This is a genomic window from Mesorhizobium sp. B2-8-5 (assembly GCF_006440675.2).
In the GTDB taxonomy this organism is placed as follows: domain Bacteria; phylum Pseudomonadota; class Alphaproteobacteria; order Rhizobiales; family Rhizobiaceae; genus Mesorhizobium.
Genome location: NZ_CP083951.1, coordinates 3111797 through 3131495, shown reverse-complemented (window position 1 = coordinate 3131495; position 19699 = coordinate 3111797). Strand labels below are relative to the sequence as shown.

Genomic DNA, 19699 nt, shown 5'->3' with positions numbered 1-19699 from the left:
CGATGCGATTATTCCTTGCCCTGACAATTAATGAACCGCCGCATACATGATCTTCTCCTCCGTCGCCTCCGCCGGCGAGAACTCCTCGACGATACGGCCCTGCCGGCAGACAAGGATGCGGTCGGAAAGGTTCATGATCTCCGGCAGGTAGGACGAGATGACGACGACGGCGAGCCCTTCGTCGGCCAGCCGGTTGATGATCTGGTGGATCTCGGCGATGGCGCCGACATCGACGCCACGGGTCGGCTCGTCGAAGATGACGATGCGCGGCTGCTGCACCAGTCCCTTGCCGATCACCACCTTCTGCTGGTTGCCGCCGGAGAGCTCGACGACGCGAGCATTGTCGTTGATCGCCTTGATGTTCAGCGTCTTGGTCCATTCGGCGGAAAGCTGCCGCATCTCCTGCTGGTTGATCACCCAGGCCTTTTCGCGGCCCGCTGCGAGCAGCCCGCCGAACAGGTTCTCGGCGATGCCCATCGTCTCGAAGATGCCTTCGCTCTTGCGGTCCTCGGTGACGTAGACGATGCCGTCGGCCACCGCCTCGCTCGGGACGAGGTAGCGCACCGGCTTGTCGTCGAGCTCGATCGCGCCACCGCGCCGAAAATCGCGCTTGTAAATGCCCGACACGATCTTGAAGGTCTCGGTGCGGCCGGAGCCGATCAGCCCGAACACGCCGGTGATCTGGCCCTCGAAGATCGAGAAGGAATTGTTGCGCACGATGTTGCTCATCGAGATGTCCTGCACGGACAGCACCTTCTTGCCTGCCTTGCGCAATTTCGTGTCGTCGCGCTGGCGGTAGATCTGCCCCGACAGCGAGCGCCCGACCATGGCGGCGACAATTCTGTCGCGGTCGAAGGCCGATGCCTCGTCGGTGATCACCAGTTCGCCGTCGCGCAGGATGGTGATGCGGTCGGCGATCATCAGCGCCTCTTCCAGCGCATGGCTGATGAAGACGATCGACACGCCGCGCGCCTTCAGCCGGCGGATCAGCGCGAAGAAATGGCGCTTCTCCTCAGGCGTCAGCGTCGCCGTCGGCTCGTCGAAGATGATGATCTCGGCATTGTGGTGGACGGCGCGCGCGATCTCGACCATCTGCCGCTTGGCCGCGCCAAGCGTCGCCACCATCGCGTTCGGATCGACCTGAAAATTCAGCGACTGCAGGAATTGCTGCGCCGAGATGTAGGTGCCGCGCAGCCGGTTGAGGAATTTCTCGGTGCCGAGATAAAGGTTCTGCGCCACCGTCATCGACGGCACCAGGCTGGTCTCCTGGAACACCATGGCAATGCCGGCTTCCAGCGCGGCATGCGGCGAGGCGTAAGCGATCTCTTGCCCCTTGTGGAACATCTTGCCCGAAGTGGCGTCGACGACGCCGGCGATGATTTTGGTCAGCGTCGACTTGCCGGCGCCGTTTTCGCCGAGCAGCGCGTGGATCTCGCCTTTCCTCAGATCGAAGCTGACATTCTTCACCGCTGGCACGCCGCGATAAGTCTTGGTGACGTTTTCGAGACGGACGATCGGTTCCATCAGAAGCCTCCCGAAGCGAGGTCGACGGCAAGCACGCAATCGCCGCCTTTCGAGGCGATGAACAGGCGGCCGCCCTGTTCCGCGACGCTGCAGATGCCGTGGCGCGTGCCGTCGGCGCGGCTGTGCAGGCTGAATTGCGGCTGCAGGGTCCGGTCGAGCCTGACTACGAGCCCATAGGAGCGGCTGGGCGACCACGGCTTGTGGATGCCCATGGTGCGGATGCCTCCGCATTGCAGCGGCTCGAGAAAACTGCGGTTGGAGGCCAGCGCCGGCGCGATCCAGTAGGCCGGCGGCACCTGGTCGATCATGTCCTGGCGATAATGCGTTTCCTGCAGCACGAATTCGATCAGCCGGTTGCGCGGCGCAAACAGCGTCAGCCAGGCGCCACCGTCGCCGGCCGGCGAGAGCCGCGCGGGATAGCCGGGCAGATGCGTCAGCACTGTCGACCGGCTCCCGCTCAAGCCGTCAAAGCGCACAAGCTGATGGCGCCAGCTTTCGCTCACCAGCACATCGCTGCCGAGTGGGTGAAGCCCATAAGGAAAGGCAATGCCGCCAGCGGTCTTCTGGAAACCGACATCCCCTGGCCCGCACCGCCACAGCGAGCCGGACGCGCCCTTCTTCATCAGGTCGGCCGCCCATTGCGACGGCAGATACTGTGCCGAACCATTGGCCAGCCAAAGCGTACCGTCATCGGCATAGGCAAGCGCGGTGATGCAACGGATTTCAGCCGGCAGCGAAACCTCCTTGCCGGCGATGAGCAGCTTGCCGCTCTCCAGCCCGACCGTCAGTTCGCCCGCTGGTGACAGCGCCAGCGCGGTGACGGGGGATTGAAAGGTCTCGACCACGACGGACTCAGAATCGGCCGCAACCGCCAGGACAGCGTTGCCGCTGGATGCGAGCAGCCGCTCGTCGGCGACCAGTAGGTTGTCCGGTTCGGTCAGCTCGGCGAAGGCCGGCGCGTCGTCCAGCCGCGTGTTCGGACGGAAGGCGCCGTCGAGCGGCGGTATGGTGACCGCCTTGCCGCGGAAGACATCCAGGATCGGATCGAGGATCATAGCTTGCCTCCCCAATAGGAAGCGGGGCTCGTCCAGTTCGGATCCGCGCCGGTGATCTTGTAGCGCCCGATGCGGTTGTTGAGGATGCCGCCAACGAACAAATAACCCTTGTGCTCGCGCATCGACGTCACCATCGGATGCGCGTTGCCGGAAAGATCGCCGAGCGTCTCGACGATGCCGCCCTTCTCGTTGAACTTCACCACCCCGCCGGTGTTGATGTTGGGGAACAGCCATTCGTCCTGCGGCAGGCGGCGCGTCATGCGCTTGCGCATGTCAGGGTGGCGCAGCGACAGGTCGAAGCTCGGTGTGCGCATGCCGAGCCAGGCCATCCAGTAATTGCCGTCGGAAGCCCGGTTGATGTTGTCGGGGTAGCCCGGCATGTCGCGGATGACGCATTCGGCGGTACCGGCCTTAGGCCCGTCCAGCCAGTAGCGGTGCACGCGGCAGGCCCAGCTTTCGGCGAAGAACAGCGACTTGCCGTCATGCGCCATGCAAACGCCGTTGGTGTAGCGATAGCCGTCGAGCAGCGTCTTGGTCGAACCGTCCTTCGGGTCGTAGACCAGAAGGCGGCCCGTGGCGCGGTTCTCGATCGAGTCCAAGGCCCAATCGTGGGCGTCATAGCGCTTGGTGGAATCGGTGAAATAGATACGGCCATCCGGCGCGATATCGCAATCGTTGGGATCGCGCAGCCGCGCATCGTCGACGATCGAGGTCCATGAGCGCGTCGTCTCGGCCGACAGGCGCTTCACGTCCCGCTCCGGCGAGACCGAATAGAGCCCCATGGCGCCGACACAGCTGATCAGATTGCCTTCCTTGTCGAAGGCCAGGCCCAGCGGAAAGCCGCCGATATGGGCAAACACTTCCGACTTCACATAGTCAGGCGCGAAGAAGCGGACGATCTCGCCATGGCGCGTGCCGCAATAGAGATGGTCGTCGCGGTCGACGATGACGTCTTCGGGTCCTTCGAGTTCGCCAAGCCCGATATGGTCGGCCGCCGACAGCCGATTGTCGAGCTGGTAAGGCGTGCCCGAGCCGGGCGACGCGGACTGCGTCTCACCCATCTTGAGGTAGACCGGCGCGACATAGACCTCGTTCAGCACCTTGTGGCGGTTCTTCAGCCAGCGGATGTCGATGGTGACGGCGACCGCGAGCAGGATGCCGAGCACCATCTGGTTGGTGCCGGTGCCGTAACCCAGCCGGATCAGGCCGTTGGTCATGGTGAGCACGATGATGGCGCCCATCAGGCCCTTGATCACAGAGCCGCGTCCGCCGCCGAGGCTGACGCCGCCGACCACCGCTGCCGTCAGCGCCATGATCTCGAGATTGAGGCCGGTGCCCGGCCCCGCCCCACTCAACCGGCAGGCGATCAGGAAGCCGCCGATCGAGGCGCAGAACCCCGAGAAGACATAGGTCATGAACACGGTGCGCCGCACGCGGATGCCGGCATTATGCGCCGAGCGCCGGGAGCCGCCCACCGCCAGCACATGCCAGCCGGGGCGCGATCGCGTCAGCGCGATATGCGTGACGATGGCGAGGATGATTGCCAGCCAGACCGAGACCGACAGACCCCAGAACGTGCCGTCGCCGATGAAGTCGAGCACATCGGAGCTCGCCTGGGAAAGCTGCACGTCGGCGGCATAGGTGGTGACGAGGATGTCGAACAGCGCCCGCCCGAAAATGAAGGTGACCAGCGTGGTGAGGAAGGCGCGCAGCCTGAGATAGCCGACCAGGTAGCCATTGATGGCGCCGAAGACGAGCCCCGTGCAGAGTGCCGCCGCCAGGGCCAGCCAGATCGACTGTTCGAGGATGAAGAAGACGTAGACGGCGGAGAAACAGGACAGCGCGAAGATCGAGCCGACCGCAAGATCGATGCCGCCGCCCAGCATCACCACGGTCATGCCGATGACCACCAGCGAGAACTCGCCCAGCTGGCGGGTCGATTCCTGCAGCGAGGTGAGCTTGAAGAAGCCCGGAATGATCGAGCCGAACACGCCGAGCGTCGCCACCAGCGCCAGGAAAGGTATGGCGTTGTCGGTCCAGCGTTTGGTCAGGATCTCGCCGACCAGATGGTCGGGCACGAGATTGTAGCGCCAGGCCTGGACGCGTTCACGAAAATTCATCGGCTGCTGCTGTCATCAGTGGGAAAGAGGTGGCCGGAATGATCCGGCCACCTCGCGGATGCTGTCTGGCTGCGCTGCTTATTTCGCCGCCGCTTCGGCCTGCAGCGCCTTCAGGTCCCAGCAGCTGTCGGGCTTGAGGTCGGCCTTGGTCGTCGCTTTCTCCAGCGTGTAGATATAGGTGTGCGAGGTGCCCGCCGGCTGCCCGCTCTGCAGCAGGAACTTGATGACGGCGTTCATGTCGCCCGACTGGCGGGCAAGATCGGTCATCACCACGGCCCCATAGGTGCCGTCCACGAGCTTGTCGCAATCGGCCGCCTTCTCGCCGCCGCCGGTGGTGACCAGGAACACCTTGCCGTCGAGCTTGGCGTCGCGGATCGCGGCCGAGGCGCCGGTGGCGTCGCCATCCCAGAAGTCGATGATCGAGCAGATGTCCGGGTGCTGCTGCAGCATCGTCGTCGTCACGTTGCGCGAGGTGGTCGCGTCCCAGTTCGAGTCGGGCTTTGCCACCACCTGGAAGTCGGGATGCTTCTCCAGCACCTTCATGATGCCGGCATACTGGTAGAGGCTGGAGGAGTTCGCCTGGTCGCCCTGCACCAGCCCGATCTTCTTGGAGGAATTCTCGCCGCAGCCCTTGATCGCCGCTTCAGCTTCGAGCTGGCCGAGCTTGTCCCAGTCGCTGCCGACGAAGGCGTCGGCCGGGAAGTTGGCCGGATTGTCGACCAGCAGCACATAGGTGCCGGCGGCCTGCGCCTTCTTCATCAGCTTCGAATAGGAGTTGAGGTCGGGCGCATGGATGATGAGCACGTCAGGCCGCGTGTCCGAAGCGATGGCGTCGGTGATCGCCTGCGCGCCGGCATCCACGACCCAGTTCGGGTCACGGGTCTCGAAGGTGCCGCCCCAGGCCTCGACTTCCTTCTTCAGATAGTGCGCCCAGCCCTGCGCCAGGTCGAAGCCCATCGCCAGCGGCACCAGCATGACACGTTTGCCGTTGAGCGACTTGGCATAGGCGGCCGGACCCGGATCGTCGGCGGCGAAGCTCGGCGCCACGAAGGCGGTAACGGCGAGCGCCGTGGCGGCGGCCATCAATGTTCTGAGTAGTTTCATGTCACATCCTCTGGTTCGGTTTTCATTGCCGGCCGATCATCGCGATCGCTCCGGGTACCCCGAGAGCAAGATGGGCTAGCCCATCTGCTCTAAATGTCGCCTTGTTGCGCCGTCTGTTCGTCGCGCGGATTGATGATGCCGTCGACGATGATGGCCCCTAACAGGATCGCCGCCTTGATCAGGTTCTGGTAGAGCAGCGGAATGTCGATGATGGTCATGGCGTTGAGCAGGATGCCGATCAGCGCCGCTCCCACCAGCACGTTGCGCACCCCGCCCCTGCCGCCCGAAAGGCCGATGCCGCCGATCACCGCAACCAGCACGATGTCGTAGAGCAGCGTCGAATTGACGATGCGGGTGTTGATCGAATGCAGGCTGGCCGCCGTCAGCAGGCCGGCGATCAGGGCCACGAAAGCCGACAGCACATAGCGCAGCACAAGCATGGGCCGCACCGGGACGCCGATGTTGCGGGCGGCGACCGGATTGTCGCCGGCGAAATAGATGAAGCGGCCCCATTTGGTGTAGCGCAGGAACAGGAAGACCAGGAAGGCCAGCCCGGCGAAGACGAACACCTCGACCGGAATATCGAGGAAGCGGACGCCGCCGAGCAGCTCGACCCAGTGCCCCCCGGGCACCGGCACGGCATCCTGGGTGATCAGTTGCGAGCGCACATAGCCGAACACGAAGGAGCCGGTGGCCAAAGTGACGAATATAGCCGGGACGTCGGCATAGGCAACGAGAAAGCCGTTGAGCAGGCCGATGGCGAGCACGCCCGCCAGCACATAGACGAAGGCGAGCCCGTCCGAGGTGCCGGTGTTGAGCAATTGCAGGTACCAGGCGACCGACATCGCCATGATCGCCACCGCCGACAGGTCGATGCCGCGGCCGATGATGACGACCGCCATGCCGAGTGCCAGAATGCCAAGCACCGAGACCGAGCGGACGATGGCCACCAGATTGTCGGCTGTCAGGAATCCGGGCAGGCCCAGCGCAGCGGCGGCGAACAGCAGGATGGCGATGGCAAAGACGATGCCTTCCTGATTAAGGCGCCTCCAGTCCGGCCAGCCGATCGCATTCATCGCTTATGTCTTTCGCCCCGATGGCAAGGCCGTGTCGGCTCCCATCCCGCCCGAAAGCTAATCGGCTCAACAGTGGCTCGTCAAATGAATCCGCGTTCAAGAACCGCGCCTCTCCAACTATTTTCCAAATGGACGCATCGATTGCCGAAACTGGCGCAATAGCCGGAAACTCTTGGGCTTTTGGCTATCCGTTGCGCCGATAGCCCGGTCGGCGGAAGAGCCCGTTCGACGGCAGCGGAGCCGGCGCAATTTAAGTCCGCGAAATGCGACCGGCGCGACCTCAATTGTTCGTCGAATGGCCAGAAACCTCAGCCCCGGCATTGGCCGGCAGGACCAGGAAGCGCATCGCCGCGGCGAGACCGAGCAGGCCGATCGAGACAAAGGTGATTCTGAAGTCGGCAAGGTCGGGCACGGCTTCGCCCCTGACGATCTGCGACAAATTGAGGATCGCCGCCGCGATCGCCACGCCGAACAGCATCGCTATCTGCTGCAGCATGCTGGAGAGCGTCGCGGCCGAGCTTCGCTGCGGCGCGCCGATATCGGCGAAGGCAAGCGTGTTCAGGGCGGTGAATTGCATCGAGCGCGTGAGGCCAGCAACCAGCATCAGCGCGACGGTCAGCGCCAGCGGCGTCTGCGGCGAGATCGCGCCGCAAGCCATGATCGCCAGCGATGCGATCGCTCCGTTCACCACCATCACGGTGCGAAAGCCGAAGCGCCTCAGCGTCGGTGTGGTCACGGTCTTCATGCCGAGATTGCCGAGGAAATAGGCCAGCACCAACAGACCGGCATCGACTGGACGCAGCCCGAAGCCGACCTGGAACAGCAGCGGCAGCAGGAAGGGCGTGGCGTTGATCGCGACACGGAAGACCGTGCCCGCGGCAAGCGTCGAGATCGCGAAGGTCAGTATCTTGAAGGCCGAAAGGTCGAGCAGCGGATGCCGGGCCTGCAAGAGGTGGCGAACGGCGAACCAGCCGATCACTATGCCAATGCCGATGGAGCCTATCGTCGGCAGCAAGCCGTCCTCGGGATGCGCCAGGCGTTCAAGCCCGTAAAGCATCACCGCAAGGCCGAGCGAGGTGAGGAAAAAGCCCGGCCAATCGAATGGCTTCGCCTCGGATACGCGATCGCCCGGCACGAACCGGGCGACCAGCGCAAGTCCGGCCAGCCCCAGCGGAGCGTTGATGAAGAAGTTCCAATGCCAGGAGAGATAGGTGGTGATGAAGCCGCCGAGCACCGGACCGACCACCGGCGCGAACAGGGCGGGCCAGGTGATCAGCGCCGTGGCGTTGAGCAATTCCGACTTTTCGGCGTTGCGCAGCACCAGGATACGACCCACCGGCGTCATCAGCGCGCTGCCAAGGCCCTGCACGATGCGGGCCGCGACGAACTCCGTCAGGCTTCGCGAAAAGCCACAGGCGATCGAGGCCAGCGTGAACAGCGCGATCGCCACGAGGAAGATGTTGCGCGCGCCGAACCGGTCGGCAAGCCACGCCGACAGCGGCACGAACACCGCCATGGTCAGCATATAGGCAGTGATGCCGATGCTCATCGCCACCGCCGGCACGCCGAAGGACTGCCCCATCTGCGGCAGCGAGGTCGAGATAATCGTCGAATCCAGCAGTTGCATGAAGAAGGCGACCGCCACGATCAGCGCGACGCGCCGCGACTGCCTTGCGGAATCCATCGGCCGGGACACGTCTTCGTTGTCGGGGATGCTGGTCATGACGCGCTGGTTGAACAGCATAAGCGTGGTCCAGTCCAGAGCTTATCCAACAAACTTCCGTGTCGCCGTTTCGCCTGTTATGGATGAGCCCGGGGTGGCCGAGGAAAACGCATGAAGCCCATCTATATCGACTACCTCAATGCTCTCGACATCGAAGCGCTTGCCATGACCGACGCCGAGATCATCGGCGCCGTGGAAGCCGGGCTCGTCGCGCAGGGCAACGGCCGGACTGTGATCGAGCCGCGCGTCCATCTCGAGCCCGACCCGTCCTTCCACGGCCACTTCAACGTGCTGCGCGGCTATGTGGCGCCGCTCGACGCCGCCGGCGTGAAGATCGTCGGCGACTATGTCGACAACTACAAGCACGGCCTGCCGTCGGAATTCGGCATCCTCAACCTTTTCGATCCGCGCACCGGCGCGCCACGCGCCATCCTCGACGCCACCGTCATCACCGACATGCGCACCGGCGCCGTCACCGCCATCGGCGCCAGGCACCTGGCGAAGAAGTCGTCCAAGGTGCTCGGCCATATCGGCGCGCGCGGCACCGCCTATTGGAATGTGCGCCTGCTCGACCATCTCTTCGACTTCGACGAGATCCGCGTCCATTCGCGCCGGCCGGAAAGCCGCGACGCCTTCGCCGCGAAGCTGGCCGCCGACCTCGGCAAGCCGGTCCTGGCCGTGGCAGACTGGAAAAGCTGCGTCGAAGGCGCGGATATCGTGGTCGAGGCCTCGCGGCTGCCGGAGCCGCAGCCGCTGCTCAAGACCGAATGGATCAAGCGGAGCGCGCTGGTCGTGCCCTACGGCACGATGAGCGCCGTCGAACTGTCGCTCACCGACATCATGCAAAAGATCGTCGTCGATGACTGGGGGCAGTGCAAGGGCGGCAAGTTCGGCTCGCTGCGCGCCCATGTCGAGACGGGACGGCTGAGCGAGGCGACGCTCCACGCCGAACTGGGCCAGATCGCGGCCGGCCTGAAGCCGGGCCGGCAAAGCGATGGCGAGACGATCCTGTTCTGGCATCGCGGCCTCTCGCTCTCCGACATTGCGCTCGGCAAGGCCATGCTCGCCAAGGCCGGCGAAAACGGCATCGGCCAGCGGCTGCGCTTCGCATGAGCCCGCTCGTTCTCACCGGCGCCGGCGTCAGCATCGAGGATGTGGTTGCCGCCGCGCGCAATGCCTGCAAGGTCGAGGTCACGCCTGCCGTCCTCGAAAAGCTCGCCAAGGCACGCCAGGTCCTCGATGCCGCCGCGGCCGGCGGCCAGCAGATCTACGGGTTGAACAGAGGCCTCGGCGCCAATCTCGTCACCGCGGTCGAAGGCGACGCGAGCGCCTTCCAGCGCCAGTTGATCGAAGGCCGCAGCGCCGCCGTCGGCGAGGCCCTGCCCGTGCCGGCGGTGCGGGCGGCGATGTTCGCCCGCCTTGCGATGCTCGCTTCCGGCGGCTCTGGCCTGTCGCCGCGCGTGTTCACGGCGCTGGTCGAGGCGCTCAATGCCGGCGTGCATCCGGTGATGCCATCGCTTGGCTCGATCGGCGCCGGCGACCTCCTGCTGATGACGGCGATCGCCAGGGTACTGATCGGCGAAGGCGAAGCGGAATACCAGGGCCGCCGCATGCCTGCCGCCAAGGCGCTGATGATGGCCCGGCTTGCGCCCGTCACGCTCTCGCCGAAGGACGGCCTCTCCCTGATCAACGCCTCGGCGGTTTCGGCCGGCACCGGGGCGCTGGCGCTAACCGATGCGCTGTCGGCGCTCGAACAGCAACAGCAGGCCGGCGCGCTGACGATGGAAGGTATTGGCGCCAACCGCACCATCCTCGATCTGCGCCAGCACCAGGCACGCCCTGGCGCCTGCCAGCAGCTTGCGGCAAAGGCGCTGCGCGACCTGCTGGCGCGCGATGAAGCGCCGGCACCGACCACGATCCAGGATCCGCTGTCGATCCGCTGCATGCCCTCGATCCATGGCGCGCTGATCCAGGCGATCGACCATGCGCGGCTGGCGGTCGAGATCGAGCTCAACGCCGCCGCCGACAATCCGCTGGTGCTTGCCGAGGATGAGCTGGTCATGTCGACCGGCAACTTCCACACCGCGTCGCTGGCGCTCGCCTTCGAGACGCTTGGCCTGGCGATCGCGCAATGCGCGGCGGCGTCAGCCGCGCGCTTCATCCAGCTCACCGGCTCAACCCGCCACGGCCTGCCGAAATATCTTTCGCCGATCGGCGGCGCCTCGGCGGGCTTCGTCCCGCTGCAGAAAACGGTGACGGCTATCCTGGCCGCGATCCGTCATAAGGCCAATCCGGTGATGCTCGATTTCCTGCCGGTGTCCGAAGGCGTCGAGGATCACGCGACGCAGACGCCGCTCGCTGTCGCCAAATGCGCCGAGATGACCGTGCTGTGGCGGCGGCTGATTGCCTTCGAACTGATGGCGGCGGCGCAGGCCGTCGATTTGCGCGAAGGTCTGGTGCTGGCGCCGGCCACCGCCGCCATCCACGCGGCCGTGCGCTCGCATGTGGCAACACTCAAGGAAGACAGACCGCTCGGCATTGATTCCGAGGCGCTCTATGCCGTCCTCGCCAGCGGAATCTGGCGAGGTTTACCAGCTGCAGGCTGAAGCTCGCGGCGGATCAGGACTTTGCGTCCACCTTCTTCATGAAGAGGGTGAGCTCGTCCGGGTCCATGTGCACGATATGCCTGTCTTCCGGATAGGCGCCGCTGTCGACGTCGGCAATATATTCCGAAAACGCCGCGATACGTTCCGCCTGCAGCCGGTCGTATTCGGCGGCGAAGTTGCGGTAGACTTTCGAATGGCGCGGCATGTGACCGCGATTGGTGCCGAGAATATCCTCGGCGAACAGATATTGCGCATCGCAGCCCGTACCCGCGCCCATCGACAGCATGATCAGCGAAGTGCGCTCGGAGATCGCTTTCGCCACCTCCACCGGCACCACTTCGATCTCGGCGCCGATGGCGCCGGCGGCCTCCAGTTGCTTCACCGCCTCGAACACCTGCATGGCCGTATCGGCAGTCTTGCCGACCGCCTTGAAGCCGCCGGTCCAGGTGGCGCGCGACGGGATCAGCCCGACATGGCCGATGACGGGGATGGCATCGTCGGCCATCCGCTTGATCGTGGCGTAGCCGGCGCTGCAATAGACCGCGTCGGCGCCGGCCTTGTAGAGCCGGAACGACCAGCGCACGAAATCGTCGGTGGTGCCGATCTCGAAAAAATTGTCGCCCGGCATGGTGAAGAGGCTGGGCGCGGCATCGCGATATTGCGGATTGAGCACCAGTTCCGGCGGCACCGAGACGATGTCTACCCCTGCCCGTTCGGCGGCCTCGGCTTCCTCCAGCGTCAGCACGCGTAGCATGGTAAGCTGCCGCTTGCCCTTCATGGCGCGCAGATCGGCAACGGTCGGTCTCTTTCGGCTCATCGGTACATCCCGTTTTTGTCTGACGGCTTTCAGCCGATATCGATCATCACCTTACCGGCCTCGACCTTGACCCGATAGGTCTTGAGGTCGACGCAGACCGGCGCGCCCTTGGCCTGGCCGGTCTTGTAGTTGAAGCGGCCATTGTGCTTGGGGCATTCGATGATGTCGTCCATCACCAGCCCGTCTGCCAGATGGGCCTTTTCATGGGTGCAGAACCCATCGGTCGCGAAGAAATCATTATCCGGCGAGCGGTAGATCGCGAAGGTACGGCCGCCATGGTCGAAGCGGATCACATCCTCCTCGTCCACATCGCCGATCGCGCATGCTTCGACCCACTCCGCCATCGTCCCTCTCCGGCCATCGTCTTTCTCTGGATTGCTGCGCCACGCCTATTCGGCGGCCGCGGCCGTTATGTCGAGATCATGAAATTCGCCGCGATAGGGCTTTGCCGTCGGCGGCAATTCGCGCTTGAGATAATAGTCCTCATATTTCAGCTGCCTGAGCAGCACCGGCCAGACCTCGCGATAGGCGTGCCACATCGACGGGTTCGGCACCGGCAGATCGTGCTTGATCAGTTCATGCAGTTTCGGCAGCGCGTGGTAGGGCACCATCGGAAACATGTGGTGCTCCACATGGTAGTTCATGTTCCAGTAGATGAACCGGCTGATGGGGTTCATATAGACGGTGCGGGTGTTGAGCCGATGGTCGGTGACGTTGTCGGCCAACCCGATATGCTGCAATAGACCGGTCGTCACCATGTGCCAGGTGCCGTAGAGGCGCGGCAGGCCAATCAATACGAGCGGTATCCATGATTTAAGCACGATCGCGACAGCGATCGTCGCAACATAGACCGCGATATGCCAGCGCGCCGCGGTCACCGCCTTGTGCTGCTCCATCTCCGGGATGTAGCTCTTCTCGTCGTCCGACAATGTGCCGAAGGCCTGGCGCACCAGCGTCGGCAACGAATAGCGGAAATCGAGGATTCCGGTGAAGGCCAAAGCCGCCTTGATGAGATCCGGCGGCCGCATCACCGCGATCTCGGCGTCGCGGCCGACGATGATGGTGTCGGTGTGATGGCGTGCGTGGCTCCAGCGCCACTGCACCGGATTGCGCATCAGCATGAACGAAGCGATGTGATAGACGACGTCGTTCATCCAGCGCGTGCGGAAGGCAGTGCCATGGCCGCATTCGTGCCAGCGCGAGTCGCTCGAAGAGCCATAGAGCACGCCATAGACGAACAGGAACGGCACGACCCACCAGGTGCCCCAGAACCAGACAATGCCGGCGGCCGAGCCCAGGATCGCGGCGATCCAGATGATGGTGTCGCGGATCGCCGGCCCGTCCGAGCGCTGCATCAATTCCTTCATGGTCTTGCGCGCCACGTCGGTGTGATACCACTCGGCCGAGGCAAGTCCGGTCTCGATCGCCCGGCGGGTGCTGTCGCCGACAAGGCTGTAGTCGCGCTTGTTTGCCATCGTCACATCGGTCTCCAATCAAATCCGGTCCGCCGGCCGGAGGGCTTGCTATGGATAATTGTCGCGCTCATGCCCTGCCCGCCAGTCTTGGGAAATTGCCGGACGGCTGAGGATAATCCTGCTCGGGCTGGCGGGCGATGGCCGCGATCCTGCGTTCAGCGCCAGCAATCGCCTCCTTGCCGTCGAGAACGCGGAACACCGCGTCATAGGCACGGGTTTCGTCATGCTCCAGCCAGATCATCTCGCCACGCTCGCGCGCGGCGAGATTGCCGAGCACATGGTGCGTCGACGGCTCGATGCCAAGCGCATACTGCCCAGCCTGAAAATTCTGCCACTCGTAACAGCAAGGCAACTGGTCCTTGCGGGTGACGACCTCGAAGCCGAGGCCGAGCCGGTCGTTGACGACAGCCACCGGCACCTCGCCCGTGGCGTCGGCGCCCAGCTCATGCTGCCAGACCTGCTCGCTGAAGCCGAATTGTGGCTCAGGCATGGTGCGGTAGCCGATCTTCTGCGCCTCGTAACGCTCGCCGGCATGCGCGGCCCAGACGACGTCGCGGATCGGCGCCAAATAGCGCGAGCCTTTGTCGAGCAACGGATGCCCGACATTGACATGGTAGAAATACATATGCGGCGTGCGGTGGAAGCCGTGATTGACGACACGGTCCGAGAGCCGGATCTCGCTGCCGCCGACATCGGCCTCGATGCGGCGGATGAGGTGCAGATCCTCGCCGAACACGCTCGCCTGCTGGACGATGCCTTCCGCCCACAGCACGCAGCGGTCGCCGTTCCAGGCCTCGCCATAGCCGGTGAGCCGCGCCGGAATGGTGCCGATGCGCCCATGCAGCGAATGCGTCACGGTCTTGCGTCCGGGATAATTGTAGTTTTCGGCCGGCACCTCGTTGCGGCCGAGAATGTGGTCGAGGCCGCAGGTGACCAGCAGGCCGGAGAAGGACCGTCCCCAGGCAAAGCCGTCCTCGCCTTCATAATCGTGCAGGCCTGGGTTGCGAAACCCGCTCGGCGAATGCCAGCCGATCGCTTGGCCCTTGTACTCGCAATCGGCGATGTCGAGCGCGCGGTCGACCAACGCGGTGAAGCGCAGGCCCGAGCCGGTGCGGAACTCGAGCATGCGGATGCCACGCTCGACGCCGTCGCCAAGCGTCATCAGCCGCACCCCGGCGAATTGCGACAGCATGCCGGAGCGTTCGGCGACCTGCCGGCGCGAAAGCGTTTGTTCGTAGAGCTTCACCATGCCGTCACTGCGCCCTTTTCATCAGGGCCGACAGGTCGGCGCCGGTTATCAGGCTTTCCACCGTCAAGAGATCGGTGTCGGCGACCGTCTGCTCTGCGACGATCTCGCCGCGGCGCATGACGATGATGCGGTCGGCGACCTCGAACACATGGTGGATGTTGTGGGTGATCAACAGCACCGAATGCCCGGCCTCGCGCATCTCTTTGACGAAGCGCAGCACGCCATGCGTTTCCTCGACGCCGAGATTGTTGGTCGGCTCGTCGAGGATGATCACCTTGGCGGCGAACTGCATGGCGCGCGAGATCGCGATCGACTGCCGCTCGCCGCCGGAAAGCGTCGAGACCAACGCGTCGGCGTCGAGCTTCTTCGAGATGCCGACGCGCTTCAGCAGCGCTGAGGCAGCATTGCGCAGCTTGGCGAGGTCGAGCGGCGCGAAGACGCCCAGCCATTTGAGATTGACCGGCTCGCGGCCAAGGAACAGGTTGCGCGCGATGCTGAGGTCCGGCGCAAGCGATGTGTCCTGGTGGATGGTCTCGATGCCGAGGTCCATCGCCTCGCGCGTCGAGCGGATCGAGACCTTTTCGCCGCGCACATAGATGTCGCCGCGATCGATCGGGAAAACGCCCGAGATCGCCTTGATCAGCGTCGATTTGCCGGCGCCGTTGTCGCCAAGCAGCGCCACCACTTCGCCTTCCTTGAGCGTCAGCGAGGCATTCTTCAGCGCGCGCACGCTGCCGAAGGATTTTTGCAGATTCTGCAGCCGGAGCACTTCCTGCATCATCATCAGCTCCTTGCGGCGTTTTTCTGCAGCAGTGCGTGCAGGATGAGCATGGCGAGGATGATGACGCCGACGAAGATGTTGTAGGCGAGCCCGGGCACGCCGACGAGCACGATGCCGTTGCGGATCGCGCGCAGCATCAGCGCGCCGACGATGGTGCCGAGGATGGTGCCGCGACCGCCGGTCAGCGCCGTGCCGCCGACCACGACCATGGCGATCACTTCGAGCTCATAGCCGGTTCCTGCCACCGGCGAAGCCGCCGAAATGCGGAAGGCGCTGATCATGCCGGCGAGCCCGGCGAGCACCGAGGTCAGGACGAACAGCCAGATCTTGACCGCGTCGGCCGGCACGCCGCGCGCCACCGCCGCGTTGCGGTTGGAGCCGATGGCGCTGATCCAGTTGCCGAGCTTGGCGTAGCGCAGGATGTAGATCGCAAGCAGCGACAGGCCGATGAACCACCACAGCGAGGTGTAGAAGCGGAACGAACCGACATTGAAGCTGCCGGCGAGCAGCGTGACGAAAAACCCGGGCTGGTCCCATGACTTCAGCGGAAAGCCCTGCGTGATGTAGAGCGCCGCACCCCGCACGATCAAAAGCATCGACAGCGTCACCAGGAAGGACGAGATGCCGATCTTGGTGACGATCACGCCGTTGATCGCGCCGATGACGATGCACAGCAAAAGTCCGGCCAGCAGCGCCACGCCGATATCGACGCCGGCGTTCTGCACCAGCAGCATCACCACCACCGGCGCCAGGCCGAACACCGCGCCGACCGACAGGTCGAATTCGCCGGCAGTCAGAAGCAGCGTCATGCCGAGCGCGATGATGCCGAGCTCCGGCAGGAACGCCATCATGTTGGAGATGTTGAGCGGCGACAGGAAATTGCTGTCGGCGACGCCGAACACCACGAGAAGCATGATGAGAATGACGAAAGACGAGAATTGCGGCGAGCGCATCAGCCTCGACCTGCTCCTTGCCCCTCGTGCGCCGTCTTCCGCGGTGACTGCCATGACCTGTTGAACCATGCTTGCTGCGTGGCGCCCGCCGTTCACGCGGCGGGCGCCAGTTCCTCACTTCTTGTCGTAGAGCTTCAGGATCGGCTCGACGCTGGAGGCGTCGTAGAGGCCGAAGGTGTGGATGTCGTAGCCGATCGGCTCGCCCGAAGCAGCAAGCCCGAGCAGCGCGACAGGCATGAAGCCTTGCGCCGAGGGATACTGCCAGGCGGCGGCGTTGACGAAGCCGTCCTTCACCGCCTGCGCCGTCTCCTTGGAATTGCCCCAGCCGACCACCGGGATCTTGCCGGCCGGAATGCCGGCGCCGTCGAACACCCGCTTGACGCTGGCCGCCACGGAGTCGCCCAGCGCGATGATCGCCGGCGGATTGTTGGCGACCATGTAGTCGGTCATCTTGGCGATGATGCCGGCCGGATCGGTGCCGCAGTCGACCACGTCATACTTGATGCCAAGCGGATCGAAGACGCCGGCGATGCCTTCCGTCTCGAGCTGCTGGTAGCTGGCGCCCGGAACCTCGACCGGCAGGAACACCTTGTCGCCCTGCTTCACCATCTTGCGGTCGACGAGATATTTCGCCCAGATGGCGCCGGCTTCCTTGAGGTCGGCGCCGACATAGGCCTGGCGGCCGGTCGCCGGGTCGTCCGTGTTGAAGAACACGATCGGTATGCCGGCAGCCTTGGCGGCCTTCACTTCCTCGGTCCACAGCCCGGGCTGCGCTGACGTCGTGGCGATGCCGTCCGGTTTGGCGGCCAGCGCCGAGTTGAAAGCCTCTTTCTGGGCCGCCATGTCGCCGCCGCTGAAAGAGATCTTGCAGGTCACCTTGAGCTGGTCGCAGGCCTTGGTCGCGCCGGCGTTCCAGTCGATCCAGAACGCGTCGGACGGGCCGCCATGTGACAAAAGATAGAACGTCTTCTGGCCGTCAGCGGCCTGCGCCGCCGAGCCGAACGCGACGCTGGCGAACACGGCGGCCGCGGCCGCCAGCTTCAATCCAAACTTCAACATCTCGTTTCCTCCTATCTTGCAAATGCGGGCGCCGCTCCGGAACGGGCGGCGCCCTGCGATCTCACAGACCGCTGGCGCGCAGCTTCCCGTCGAGGAACTTCTTGGCGCGCGGCACGTCGTCTTCCGACAGATGCTCGATGATCATCGGGATGTTCGGATGCTTTTCGGCGAGCCGCTGAAGATAGAGGTCGTAGTTCAGCGAGCCGAGGCCCGGCGCCGGCAGTTCGATTTCGCCGACACCGCGGAAGGTGTGGCTTTCCATCGCGTCGGCGTCGCCGATATCGGCATGCTTCTCGGACTTGTCGTCGCCCGAGCGCTTCACGTCCTTGGCGTGGGCTATTCTGATCTTGTCGGTCAGCGTGTCGAAGACCTGGTTGAGGATCTGGTCCATCCGGTCGATGTTGTGGGTCTCGAAATAGTTGGTCGGATCCATCAGCAGGCCAAGGCCGGCATGGTCGACCTGCGCGAACATCTTCACCGTTTCCTCGACCGAGCCGACGACATTGTTGACATAGGTTTCGAGCAGGAACACCGCGCCGTGGTCGTAAGCCGTCTGTGCAAGGTCGGCGATCACCTTGCGGCATTCCTCGAAACCTTCCTCGGTCTTGTTCTTCGGGTGATGCACCCAGTCGGACTCGGTGTTGTAGGTGCCGGTCTCCGAGATCACGTAAGGCGAGCCGAAATGCCGGGCGTTGCGGATGATCTCCTTGAGATAGCCGACACGCTTCTCGCGCTCCGCCTTGTCCGGGTGGATGATGTTCGTATAGCCCGACACGCAGCAGACCGGCAGGTTATGGTCGCGGAAGGTGTCGCGCACCTTCTTCGCCTTGTCCTTGGTGATCTGGCCGGCCGACAGGTCGACATCCTTGAAATGCAGATCGAGCTGCACCGTGTTGAAACCGAGGCCGCGGATCTTTTGCGCCGTCTCTTCGAGGCCGTACGGGAAATAGCCCGTGAAAATACCTGCCTGCATCATGATGTGAATTCCTCCCTGTAAGCGATTCAGTTGCCAGTAATTTCAGTTGATTGGGTTGATTCAGTTTGTCGGGATTTCGGAGAGCTTGACCGTGCGGCCCGAGGCCATCGAGCGGTAGCCTGCCTCGACCAGCGCCATGGTCTTGACGTTGTCGGCGACGGAGAGCGCCGGCGGCGTGCTGGTCTTCACCGCGTGCTGCAACTGCTCCATGACGCCGATGAAGGCGTGCGGGAACCACATCGTTTCCCAGCTCGGGCTCACCCATTCGCCGCCGGTCGTCTCGGCCGAAGCGTAGGTCAGCGTCGAGGCGGCACCGGTCGGCCAGCCGATCGTGCCCTTGGCGACGCCCTTCGTGCCGTCGACGCGCCAGTTGATGTGCTGGTCGTCCTTGTAGCCGTCCTGACGCGGGCCGGACCACACGTCCTCGAGCGACACGGCAAGCACACCCGACGGGAAGCGCAGCGTCGACACGGTGATGCCGTCGGAATGGTCGAACTGAGTACGCGGGTCCTTGCGCGTAAGCGTCGTGATCTCGTCCGGATCGCCGAACAGGAAGCGCAGCACGTCGAGATGGTGCACGCTCATATTGGCGAGCGTCAGCCGGTCGTAGCCCTGAAGGAAGGTCTGCCAATGCGGGATCGCGTGCATGTCGATCTGCGCGAAGACGATGTCGCCGAGCGCGCCGCTGTCGATGATCTGCTTCAACACGCGCATCGACTGGTCGTAGCGCATGTTCTGGTTGACCGAGAGGATCTTGCCGGCCTTCGCCGCCTCGTCGCGTAGTTTGACGGCTTCCTCGACCGACAGCGCCAGGGGCTTCTGCGCCAGGATCGCCTTGATATGCTTCTGCTTCAGCGCGTGGCGGATCAGCGCCGGCTGCTGGTCCGGCGGAAATGCCAGGTCGATGATGTCGACGTTGGTATCCTCGATCAGCTTTTCGGGCGTGTCGTGAACGGTCGGAATGTCCCAGCGGGTGGCGACCTTCTCAGCATTCGCCTTTGTGCGCGAGGCGATCGCCACCACCGGAAAGCCGGCTTCCTTGTAAGCCGCCAGATGGCACTCGGCCATGATCATGCCGGCGCCGACGCAGCCGATTTTGTAATCCCTGGTGCGAACCTTGACGTCCGGCTCGAAGCCTTTGCCTGCCATCTCTTCCTCCCAAAATTCTTTCCTCGCGGCCG

17 protein-coding genes are annotated in these 19699 nt (G+C 64.2%); 2 read left to right on the top strand and 15 right to left on the bottom strand.

The window, feature by feature from the left end:
* Positions 1–27: 27 nt before the first annotated feature.
* The 6 genes from FJ430_RS15200 to FJ430_RS15175 all read right to left on the bottom strand — a co-directional run bounded on the left by FJ430_RS15200 (position 28) and on the right by FJ430_RS15175 (position 8602).
* Positions 28–1524 carry a sugar ABC transporter ATP-binding protein gene (locus FJ430_RS15200; protein ID WP_140706532.1) on the bottom strand — a complete coding sequence of 499 codons (1497 nt, stop codon included), beginning with the start codon at positions 1522–1524 and terminating at the stop codon, positions 28–30.
* Complete coding sequence (locus FJ430_RS15195; protein WP_140706534.1) at positions 1524–2579, bottom strand: hypothetical protein; 1056 nt, start codon at positions 2577–2579, stop codon at positions 1524–1526. Before FJ430_RS15195 ends, FJ430_RS15200 begins: the two co-directional genes overlap by 1 nt.
* Positions 2576–4699 carry an ABC transporter permease gene (locus tag FJ430_RS15190; RefSeq protein WP_140706537.1) on the bottom strand — a complete coding sequence of 708 codons (2124 nt, stop codon included), beginning with the start codon at positions 4697–4699 and terminating at the stop codon, positions 2576–2578. The genes FJ430_RS15195 and FJ430_RS15190 overlap by 4 nt, the downstream gene beginning before the upstream one ends.
* A gap of 78 nt (positions 4700–4777) precedes the next feature.
* Positions 4778–5803 (bottom strand): sugar ABC transporter substrate-binding protein, encoded by a 1026-nt coding sequence (locus FJ430_RS15185; RefSeq protein WP_140640028.1) that lies wholly within the window; start codon positions 5801–5803, stop codon positions 4778–4780.
* A gap of 89 nt (positions 5804–5892) precedes the next feature.
* Positions 5893–6879, bottom strand: coding sequence for an ABC transporter permease (locus FJ430_RS15180; protein ID WP_140706539.1), 987 nt, complete (start codon positions 6877–6879; stop codon positions 5893–5895).
* 280 nt (positions 6880–7159) lie between these two features.
* Complete coding sequence (locus tag FJ430_RS15175) at positions 7160–8602, bottom strand: MFS transporter (RefSeq protein ID WP_140706740.1); 1443 nt, start codon at positions 8600–8602, stop codon at positions 7160–7162.
* Positions 8603–8713: 111 nt separating this feature from the next.
* On the opposite strand from FJ430_RS15175, the gene FJ430_RS15170 reads away from it, so the two are divergent.
* Both FJ430_RS15170 and FJ430_RS15165 read left to right on the top strand, forming a co-directional pair.
* A complete protein-coding gene (locus FJ430_RS15170; protein WP_140706541.1) occupies positions 8714–9715 on the top strand; it encodes an ornithine cyclodeaminase family protein in 1002 nt (333 codons plus the stop codon).
* The gene (locus FJ430_RS15165) at positions 9712–11208 is read left to right on the top strand and encodes an HAL/PAL/TAL family ammonia-lyase (RefSeq protein ID WP_140706543.1); all 1497 of its coding nucleotides are present in this window, start codon (positions 9712–9714) and stop codon (positions 11206–11208) included. The genes FJ430_RS15170 and FJ430_RS15165 overlap by 4 nt, the downstream gene beginning before the upstream one ends.
* Before the next feature lie 13 nt (positions 11209–11221).
* On the opposite strand, the gene FJ430_RS15160 is transcribed toward FJ430_RS15165, so the two are convergent.
* The 9 genes from FJ430_RS15160 to FJ430_RS15120 all read right to left on the bottom strand — a co-directional run bounded on the left by FJ430_RS15160 (position 11222) and on the right by FJ430_RS15120 (position 19667).
* Positions 11222–12025 carry a 3-methyl-2-oxobutanoate hydroxymethyltransferase gene (locus FJ430_RS15160; RefSeq protein WP_140706545.1) on the bottom strand — a complete coding sequence of 268 codons (804 nt, stop codon included), beginning with the start codon at positions 12023–12025 and terminating at the stop codon, positions 11222–11224.
* 29 nt (positions 12026–12054) lie between these two features.
* Complete coding sequence (locus FJ430_RS15155) at positions 12055–12369, bottom strand: MocE family 2Fe-2S type ferredoxin (RefSeq protein WP_140706547.1); 315 nt, start codon at positions 12367–12369, stop codon at positions 12055–12057.
* Positions 12370–12414: 45 nt separating this feature from the next.
* Complete coding sequence (locus FJ430_RS15150) at positions 12415–13500, bottom strand: fatty acid desaturase family protein (protein ID WP_140706742.1); 1086 nt, start codon at positions 13498–13500, stop codon at positions 12415–12417.
* A gap of 67 nt (positions 13501–13567) precedes the next feature.
* Positions 13568–14749: an aldose 1-epimerase family protein gene (locus FJ430_RS15145; RefSeq protein WP_140706549.1), complete on the bottom strand. Its 1182-nt coding sequence runs from the start codon at positions 14747–14749 to the stop codon at positions 13568–13570.
* Between the two features lie 4 nt (positions 14750–14753).
* On the bottom strand, positions 14754–15530 hold the full coding sequence (locus FJ430_RS15140) for an ATP-binding cassette domain-containing protein (RefSeq protein WP_140640041.1): 777 nt from the start codon (positions 15528–15530) through the stop codon (positions 14754–14756).
* 2 nt (positions 15531–15532) lie between these two features.
* Positions 15533–16552, bottom strand: coding sequence for an ABC transporter permease (locus FJ430_RS15135; RefSeq protein WP_181175454.1), 1020 nt, complete (start codon positions 16550–16552; stop codon positions 15533–15535).
* A 45-nt stretch (positions 16553–16597) separates the two neighbouring features.
* Positions 16598–17542: a substrate-binding domain-containing protein gene (locus FJ430_RS15130; protein ID WP_140706553.1), complete on the bottom strand. Its 945-nt coding sequence runs from the start codon at positions 17540–17542 to the stop codon at positions 16598–16600.
* A gap of 61 nt (positions 17543–17603) precedes the next feature.
* Positions 17604–18518: a sugar phosphate isomerase/epimerase family protein gene (locus tag FJ430_RS15125; protein ID WP_140706555.1), complete on the bottom strand. Its 915-nt coding sequence runs from the start codon at positions 18516–18518 to the stop codon at positions 17604–17606.
* 60 nt (positions 18519–18578) lie between these two features.
* Complete coding sequence (locus FJ430_RS15120) at positions 18579–19667, bottom strand: Gfo/Idh/MocA family protein (protein ID WP_140706557.1); 1089 nt, start codon at positions 19665–19667, stop codon at positions 18579–18581.
* Between the last annotated feature and the right edge of the window lie 32 nt (positions 19668–19699).

Bases quoted from the DNA above. Each gene is read 5' to 3' on its own strand.
- FJ430_RS15135 (WP_181175454.1), bottom strand. From the start codon at position 16,552: ATGGTTCAACAGGTCATGGCAGTCACCGCGGAAGACGGCGCACGAGGG.
- FJ430_RS15155 (WP_140706547.1), bottom strand. From the start codon at position 12,369: ATGGCGGAGTGGGTCGAAGCATGCGCGATCGGCGATGTGGACGAGGAG.
- FJ430_RS15190 (WP_140706537.1), bottom strand. From the start codon at position 4,699: ATGAATTTTCGTGAACGCGTCCAGGCCTGGCGCTACAATCTCGTGCCC.
- FJ430_RS15160 (WP_140706545.1), bottom strand. From the start codon at position 12,025: ATGAGCCGAAAGAGACCGACCGTTGCCGATCTGCGCGCCATGAAGGGC.
- FJ430_RS15165 (WP_140706543.1), top strand. From the start codon at position 9,712: ATGAGCCCGCTCGTTCTCACCGGCGCCGGCGTCAGCATCGAGGATGTG.
- FJ430_RS15120 (WP_140706557.1), bottom strand. From the start codon at position 19,667: ATGGCAGGCAAAGGCTTCGAGCCGGACGTCAAGGTTCGCACCAGGGAT.
- FJ430_RS15175 (WP_140706740.1), bottom strand. From the start codon at position 8,602: ATGACCAGCATCCCCGACAACGAAGACGTGTCCCGGCCGATGGATTCC.
- FJ430_RS15180 (WP_140706539.1), bottom strand. From the start codon at position 6,879: ATGAATGCGATCGGCTGGCCGGACTGGAGGCGCCTTAATCAGGAAGGC.
- FJ430_RS15200 (WP_140706532.1), bottom strand. From the start codon at position 1,524: ATGGAACCGATCGTCCGTCTCGAAAACGTCACCAAGACTTATCGCGGC.
- FJ430_RS15145 (WP_140706549.1), bottom strand. From the start codon at position 14,749: ATGGTGAAGCTCTACGAACAAACGCTTTCGCGCCGGCAGGTCGCCGAA.
- FJ430_RS15125 (WP_140706555.1), bottom strand. From the start codon at position 18,518: ATGATGCAGGCAGGTATTTTCACGGGCTATTTCCCGTACGGCCTCGAA.
- FJ430_RS15150 (WP_140706742.1), bottom strand. From the start codon at position 13,500: ATGGCAAACAAGCGCGACTACAGCCTTGTCGGCGACAGCACCCGCCGG.
- FJ430_RS15185 (WP_140640028.1), bottom strand. From the start codon at position 5,803: ATGAAACTACTCAGAACATTGATGGCCGCCGCCACGGCGCTCGCCGTT.
- FJ430_RS15170 (WP_140706541.1), top strand. From the start codon at position 8,714: ATGAAGCCCATCTATATCGACTACCTCAATGCTCTCGACATCGAAGCG.
- FJ430_RS15140 (WP_140640041.1), bottom strand. From the start codon at position 15,530: ATGATGCAGGAAGTGCTCCGGCTGCAGAATCTGCAAAAATCCTTCGGC.
- FJ430_RS15130 (WP_140706553.1), bottom strand. From the start codon at position 17,542: ATGTTGAAGTTTGGATTGAAGCTGGCGGCCGCGGCCGCCGTGTTCGCC.
- FJ430_RS15195 (WP_140706534.1), bottom strand. From the start codon at position 2,579: ATGATCCTCGATCCGATCCTGGATGTCTTCCGCGGCAAGGCGGTCACC.